This is a genomic window from Asanoa sp. NPDC050611, from assembly GCF_040654855.1.
GTDB lineage: Bacteria > Actinomycetota > Actinomycetes > Mycobacteriales > Micromonosporaceae > Asanoa.
This window is the reverse complement of the sequence record NZ_JBFAIU010000160.1, coordinates 10,381-16,902: the sequence shown is the minus strand read 5'-3', so window position 1 is coordinate 16,902 and position 6,522 is coordinate 10,381. Positions and strand designations below refer to the sequence as shown.

Sequence of the window (6,522 nt, the reverse complement as noted above, 5' to 3'; positions counted from 1 at the left end):
GTCGACGGCTGGGGTGAGACCTACGCCCGCGCGGGCGTCGCCGCGGTCATCGAAGAGGTCGGCGCGCTGCTGATCGGCCGCGACGCCGCCGACGCCCGCCCGCTGCTCGACTCGCTGCGCGTCGCGACCGGTGACGGCCTCGCGATCAGCGCCCTCGCCATCGCCCTCGACGACCTGCGGGCGCGCCGCCTCGGCGTCCCGATCTCCATGTTGTACGGCGGCCGCCGGCGCGACAGCGTCCGCGGCTACGCGTCCAGCGGCGGCTACGTCGACGGCGTCGACCCCGAGCAGAGCTGGCCCGACGAGGTCGCCACCGCCGTCGCCGACGGCTTCACCGCTTGCAAGATCCGGATCGGCCGGTTCGCTCCCACCCGCGAGCTGCCGGTCCTCGCGAAGGTCCGCGACCAGGTCGGCCCCGACGTGGAGCTGATGGTCGACGCCAACGGCGCCTACACGGTGCCGCGCGCCCGCGAGGTCGCCCGGGGCCTGTCCGAGCTGCGCTTCCGCTGGCTGGAGGAGCCGCTGATCCGGTTCCGCGGCGGCCTGGCCTACCCCGGCTACGAGCACCTCGGCGGCCTCGGCATCGCGATCGCGGCGTACGAGGGCCTGGAGACCCGGGGCGCCTTCGACTCCTACCTGAACCACACGCCGGTCGACATCGTCCAGCCGGACGTGGCGATCTGCGGCGGCATCGGCGAGCTGCTGTTCGTCGCCGAGCTGGCCGCCCTGCGCGGCCGGCAGTGCGTCCCACACGCCTGGGGCGGGGCGGTGCTGCTGGCCGCCACCCTCCAGGCGATCAGCCTCCTGCCCGAACCCTCCGAACTGGACGGACCGGAGTCACCCGTGCTCGAGGTGGACCGGTTCGAGAACCCGATGCGCACCCGGCTCGCACACGAGCCGCTCACCCTCACCGCCGGGCGGATGCCCATCCCGGACGGTCCCGGCCTCGGCATCACCGTCGACGAGGACTTCGTCCGGCACGCCACCAGCTGACCCACCACGCACGTACTGATCGCGATCGGAGACCCCCTCATGACGAATGTGATCAATCGACGGACGATGCTGAAGGCGGGTGCCGGCGCGGCGCTCGGCGTCGGGCTGTTCGGGCTCGCCGCCTGCGGCGACGACGGCTCCCCGGCACCGGCGGCCGGCGGCGGCGCGGGCGCGCCCAAGAAGGGCGGCACGCTGCGCTGGGCGGTGGCCGCGGGCAACGCGACCCAGGTCGCGGACCCGGCCAAGGCGGGCGGCACGATGCCGCTGCTGATCGCCACCAACTGCTACGACACCCTGGTCCGCGCCGACGAGAACTACCAGCTGACCCCGGCCCTGGCCACCGAGTGGTCGTCCACACCGGACGCCCTGACGTGGACGTTCAAGCTGCGGCCCGGCGTCAAGTTCCACGACGGCAGCCCGCTGACCGCGCAGGACGTCGTCTACTCGTTCAAGCGGATCCTCGACCCGGCCCTGGCGGCGGTCGGCCTCGCCCAGATCGGGCCCTACCTGCAGGCGTCCGGGATCGCCGCGGCCGACCAGAGCACCGTGAAGCTGACGCTGACCAAGCCCAACGCGTTCATACCCGTGATGGTGTCCCACGCCGGCTTCAGCATCGTCAAGGACGGCACCACCGACTTCAGCAAGGGCAACGGCACCGGGCCGTTCACGCTGACCGGCTTCGACGCGGCCGCCCGCACCTCGCTGGCCCGGTTCGACGGCTACTGGCAGGACGGCAAGCCCTACCTCGACGCGATCCAGATCGTCGTCATCGCCGAGGACGCCACCCGCCTGCAGGCCGTCACCTCCGGCAGCCAGGACGTCGTCGACAACATCACCGGCGCCAACACGTTGCTGCTCAAGGGCAGCGTCGAGCCCTACATGCTGAAGAACGGCGGCTGGGTCGGGCTGACCATGTTCGGCGACACCGCGCCGTTCGACAACCACAAGATCATCGAGGCGATGCAGTACGCCGCCGACCGCAAGAAGATCATGTCGGTGGTGGCTCCCGGCATCGACATCATCTCGCCCGACATCCCGATCCCGCCGGAGGACCCGTTCTTCCCGTCCGGCCTGCAGCCGCGCCCCTACGACCCGGACCGGGCCAAGGCGCTGCTCAAGGAGGCGGGCGTTCCCGGCACGTTCACCTTCGACGTGTACGCGTACGAGGGTGACAAGCTCGACACCGCGGTCAGCTTCAAGAGCACCGCCGAGGCGGCCGGCATCAACGCCAACGTGATCACCTGGCCGCACGCCACCTTCTTCACCGACATCTTCAAGAAGAAGCCGGCGATCGGCATCAGCGTGGCCCGCCTGCACATCTCGCAGGCCCTGCCCCGGCTCTACAGCAAGGGCGGTGACCTCAACATCACGCACTTCAGCAACCCGCAGTTCGACCAGCTGGTGGCGCAGGCGACGGCGACGGCCGACGAGGCCAAGCAGAAGCAGCTCTTCAGCGACGCGCTGACGATCGTCAACGACGGCGCGGCCAACGTGATCCCCGGCTGGGAGGGCCAGGTGTACGGGAAGAACAAGCGTGTCCAGGGGCTAGACGCGTCCAACGGCGCGCACATGTACCTGGCCGGCGCGCACCTCAGCTAGCCCATGACCCAGACCGCACAGCAGGCCGGGCGTCCTCGCACGACGAGGGCGCCCCGCCGCCTGCCCTACCTCGTCCGGCAGCTCATCACGCTGCTGGTGACCCTGTTCGCCATCACCATCGTGATCTTCGGGCTGACCGCGATCGCCGGCGACCCCGCGCGGGACATCCTCGGCCAGTACGCAACCGACGAGCAGGTGGCCGCGTTCCAGCAGATGCACCACCTCGACCAGCCGGTCGTGGTGCGCTACTTCGAGTGGCTCGGCGGGGTGCTGACCGGCGACCTCGGCACCTCGTACCAGTCGAACGGTCCGGTCTGGGACGTCATCTCGCCTCGCCTCGGCCCGTCGATCGTGCTCGTGCTGCTCTCCTGGGTGCTGACCGTCGTCGTCTCGGTGCCGATCGGGCTGTGGTCCGGCGTGCGGCTGCGCGGGAGGCGCGACGCCTCGTTGACGTTCGTGACGCTGATCGTCGCCGCGTTCCCGGAGTTCGTGCTCGGCCTGATGCTCGCGATCCTGCTCGGCGTCTGGCTCGCCTGGCTGCCGGTCGACTCGACCGCCGTCAGCTACGGCGGCCTGTTCGACAGCCCCTCCGCGTACGTGCTGCCGGCCATCACGATCGCGCTCGGCACGATCCCGTACATCATCCGGCTCATGCGGGCGAACGCCCGCGAGGTGGCGTCGGAGACCTATGTGCGGGCGGCGGTGCTGCGCGGCGTCACCGAGCCGTCGCTCTCGCTGCGGCACATCCTGCCCAACGCGGCCCCGCCGGTGGTCACCGCGCTGGGCCTCCAGTTCGCCGGTCTGATCGGAGGCGTGGTGGTCGCGGAAACGCTGTTCGGCTTCCCCGGGATGGGGCAGCTGCTCGCCCAGTCGGCCGCGTCCCGGGACGCACCCGTGGTCGAGGCGCTGGCGCTGATGATCGGCGCCCTGTTCGTCGTCGCCAACCTGGCCGCCGACGCGATCGTCGTGTACGTGACGCCGAAACTCCGGGACACCGTGCGATGAGCGCCGATGTCCTCAACACCGTTACGGCGGCCGACGTGTCGTTGCCGAAGCAGCGCAGCCTGCGCGGGTTCCTGGCGATCCCGCAGGGCGGCTTCGGCGTCGGCCTGCTCCTGCTGCTCCTCGCGCTGGTGGTGGTCGGGCCGTTCATCGCGCCCGACTCGCCCAACGAGATCAGCGACCAGCCGATCCTCGGCCCGTCGGCGCAGCACTGGTTGGGCACAGACTCCTACGGCCGCGACATCCTCAGCCGCGTGCTGCACGGTGGCGCGTCGGTGATCCTGCTGCCGCTGCTCGCGGTCTCCGCCGCGATGGTGGTGGCCACGCTGGTCGGCCTGGTCTCCGGCTACCTCGGCGGCAAGGTCGACTCGGTGGTCACCTGGGTCATCAACATCGCGCTGGCGATCCCGTCGTACCTCGCCGTGCTGGTCGTCGTCGCGGCGTTCGGCGGTGGCGGGGCGGTGGTGGTCACCGCGGTCGCGGTGGTCTACGCGCCCTACATCACCCGGGTCATCCGGTCGGCGACGCAGGCGATCGCGCCCCGCGAGTTCGTGCTGGCCGCCCGCGCCCGCGGCGAGTCGCTCGGCTGGATCCTGTTCCGCGAGATCACGCCGAACATCGGGCCGACGCTGCTCGTCGAGATCGCGCTGCGGTTCACGTACGCCATCATGTTCATCGCCTCGCTGAGCTTCCTCGGCCTCGGCGTCCAGCCACCCAGCGCCAACTGGGGTGTGATGGTCGCGCAGAACCGGGCGCTGCTGCTGGTGTCCCCGGTCGGCGTGCTCGTGCCCGCGCTGCTGATCGGCGTGCTGGCCATCGCCGTCAACCTCATCGCCGACGCGCTGACCCAGTTCTTCGGCGACCGCATCCACGAACGGCTGATGGTATGACGACGACGCAGACCGCGCGCCGCGACGGCGACCTGGCGGCGGAGGGCCTCTCGGTCGGCTACCGGGCCCGCTCCGGGCTGACCCAGGTGCTGGCCGACGTCTCCGTGCAGCTCCACTCCGGACGGATCCTCGGGCTGGCCGGCGAGTCCGGGTCCGGCAAGAGCACGCTGGCGCTGTCGTTGCTGGGCTACCGGGTCTCCGGGCAGGAGGTGCTCGCCGGGCGGGTCGCGTTCGACGGGCGCGACCTCGACCGGGCGTCCATCAAGGAACTGCGCAAGGTGTGGGGCGCGCGGCTCGCGTACCTGCCGCAGGACACGGCGACCTCGCTCAACCCGGCGCTGACCATCCGCCGCCACTTCGTCGAAGGGCTGCGCCGGCACCGCGGTCTCGACACCGCCGCGGCCGTCGCCCGCAGCGCCGAATGGCTGGCCCGGGTGGAGATCCCGGAGCCGGAGACCGCGCTGCACAAGTACCCGCACCAGTTCAGCGGCGGCCAGCAGCAGCGGATCGCGCTGGCGCTGGCACTCTCGGTCGAGCCCGAGGTGCTGATCCTCGACGAGCCGACGACCGGGCTCGACGTCGTGACCCAGGCGCACGTCAACCGGCTCATCGTGACGCTGGCCCGGGACGCGGGCATCGCCGCGCTGTACGTGAGCCACAACCTGGCGCTGCTGGCCACGGTCTGCGACGAGCTGGCCATCATGTACGCCGGGCAGATCGTCGAGCAGGGCGTGGCGTCCCAGGTGTACGCGGCGCCGCGGCACCCGTACACGGCGGCGCTGATCGGTGCCGTGCCGACGATCGCGTCGGACCGGCCGCTGCACGGGATCCCCGGCATTCCACGCCCGTCGGTGCCGGTGCACACGTGCGGTTTCGCCGAACGGTGCCGGTTCCGGACCGACGCCTGCGCCACCGACATCCCGCTGGTCACGTTGGCCGGGGACCGGGCGGCCCGGTGCATCCGGCTGGACGAGCTGCCGGCGTTCGACCCCGCCGCCGAGCACGTGCCGGTCGCGGTGGTGGACCGGGCCGTGCCGGGCAAGGCCGTCGACGCGATCCTGACCGTCGACAACGTCGGCGTGGTGTTCGCCCGGCCCGGCTCCGGCGAGCCGTTCGTGGCCGTCGACGACGTCTCGGTGCGCGTGCCGGCCGGCCGCGCGCTGGGGATCGCGGGGGAGAGCGGCAGCGGCAAGTCGACGCTGCTGCGCGCGATCGCGGGTCTGGTGCGCCCGTCGTCCGGCACGATCGGCTACCGCGGGGCGGAGCTGGCCGGCACGGCCGGCGAGCGGCCGGTCGCGCTGCGCCGGGCCATCCAGATCGTCTTCCAGAACCCGGACGCGACGCTCAACCCGCGGCACACCGTCTACCAGTCGCTGGAGCGGCCGCTCAAGCTGTTCCGCCCGGACATCGCCAAGCGCGACCGCCGGTCGGCCGTCGCGGAGATGATGCGGCAGGTGCGGCTCGCGCCCGACCTGCTCGACCGCTATCCGCGCAACCTGTCCGGCGGGCAGCGGCAGCGGGTCGCGATCGGCCGGGCCCTGCTCGCCGAGCCCGAGGTGCTGCTCTGCGACGAGGTCACGTCCGCGTTGGACGTGTCGGTGCAGGCGTCGATCCTGGAGCTGCTGGTCGGCCTGCAGGCGGAGCGGGAGCTGACGGTGGTGTTCGTGACGCACGATCTGGGTGTGCTGCGGGCGGTGGCCGACGAGGCGATCATCCTGCAGAACGGCGCGATCCGGGAGGAGGGGCGCACGACCCGGCTGCTGCGGGAGCCGAGCCATCCGTACACGAAGGAGCTCATCGCGGCCGTGCCCGACCCGGAGCGGGCGGCGGAGTTCCTGAGTGGAGGGTCCTGACCGTGCATCCCGCCGCGCGGGCCGAGTTCGCGCCCCTCGACCGCACCTATCTCAACACCGCGGGCTACGGCCTGCCCACGAGCCGCACCGTGGCCGCCGTGGCGGACGCACTCGTCGCCTGGCAGGACGGCTCGGCCGACTGGGTACGCGACTGGGACGTACCCGCCGAGCGCGCCCGAGCCGAC

Annotated in this window: 5 protein-coding genes and 1 pseudogene; all 6 read left to right on the top strand. The window is 71.9% G+C overall.

Features of this window, described 5'->3' with window-relative positions; translation table 11 throughout:
- On the top strand, nucleotides 1-993 hold a 993-nt coding region (locus AB0H87_RS23595; protein ID WP_360149379.1), incomplete at its 5' end, for a mandelate racemase/muconate lactonizing enzyme family protein.
- 39 nt (nucleotides 994-1,032) lie between these two features.
- Nucleotides 1,033-2,592, top strand: coding sequence for an ABC transporter substrate-binding protein (locus tag AB0H87_RS23590; protein WP_360149376.1), 1,560 nt, complete (start codon nucleotides 1,033-1,035; stop codon nucleotides 2,590-2,592).
- Between the two features lie 3 nt (nucleotides 2,593-2,595).
- The gene (locus AB0H87_RS23585) at nucleotides 2,596-3,597 is read left to right on the top strand and encodes an ABC transporter permease (protein ID WP_360149373.1); all 1,002 of its coding nucleotides are present in this window, start codon (nucleotides 2,596-2,598) and stop codon (nucleotides 3,595-3,597) included.
- On the top strand, nucleotides 3,594-4,484 hold the full coding sequence (locus AB0H87_RS23580; protein WP_360149370.1) for an ABC transporter permease: 891 nt from the start codon (nucleotides 3,594-3,596) through the stop codon (nucleotides 4,482-4,484). The genes AB0H87_RS23585 and AB0H87_RS23580 overlap by 4 nt, the downstream gene beginning before the upstream one ends.
- Nucleotides 4,481-6,337, top strand: a complete 1,857-nt coding sequence (locus AB0H87_RS23575; protein ID WP_360149367.1) for an ABC transporter ATP-binding protein — start codon at nucleotides 4,481-4,483, stop codon at nucleotides 6,335-6,337. The genes AB0H87_RS23580 and AB0H87_RS23575 overlap by 4 nt, the downstream gene beginning before the upstream one ends.
- Nucleotides 6,338-6,339: 2 nt before the next feature.
- Nucleotides 6,340-6,522 (top strand): annotated as a pseudogene (locus AB0H87_RS23570) (hypothetical protein); the annotation flags it as partial.

Coding starts and splice junctions, on each gene's coding strand:
- AB0H87_RS23580 (WP_360149370.1), top strand. CDS start 3,594: ATGAGCGCCGATGTCCTCAACACCGTTACGGCGGCCGACGTGTCGTTG.
- AB0H87_RS23590 (WP_360149376.1), top strand. CDS start 1,033: ATGACGAATGTGATCAATCGACGGACGATGCTGAAGGCGGGTGCCGGC.
- AB0H87_RS23585 (WP_360149373.1), top strand. CDS start 2,596: ATGACCCAGACCGCACAGCAGGCCGGGCGTCCTCGCACGACGAGGGCG.
- AB0H87_RS23575 (WP_360149367.1), top strand. CDS start 4,481: ATGACGACGACGCAGACCGCGCGCCGCGACGGCGACCTGGCGGCGGAG.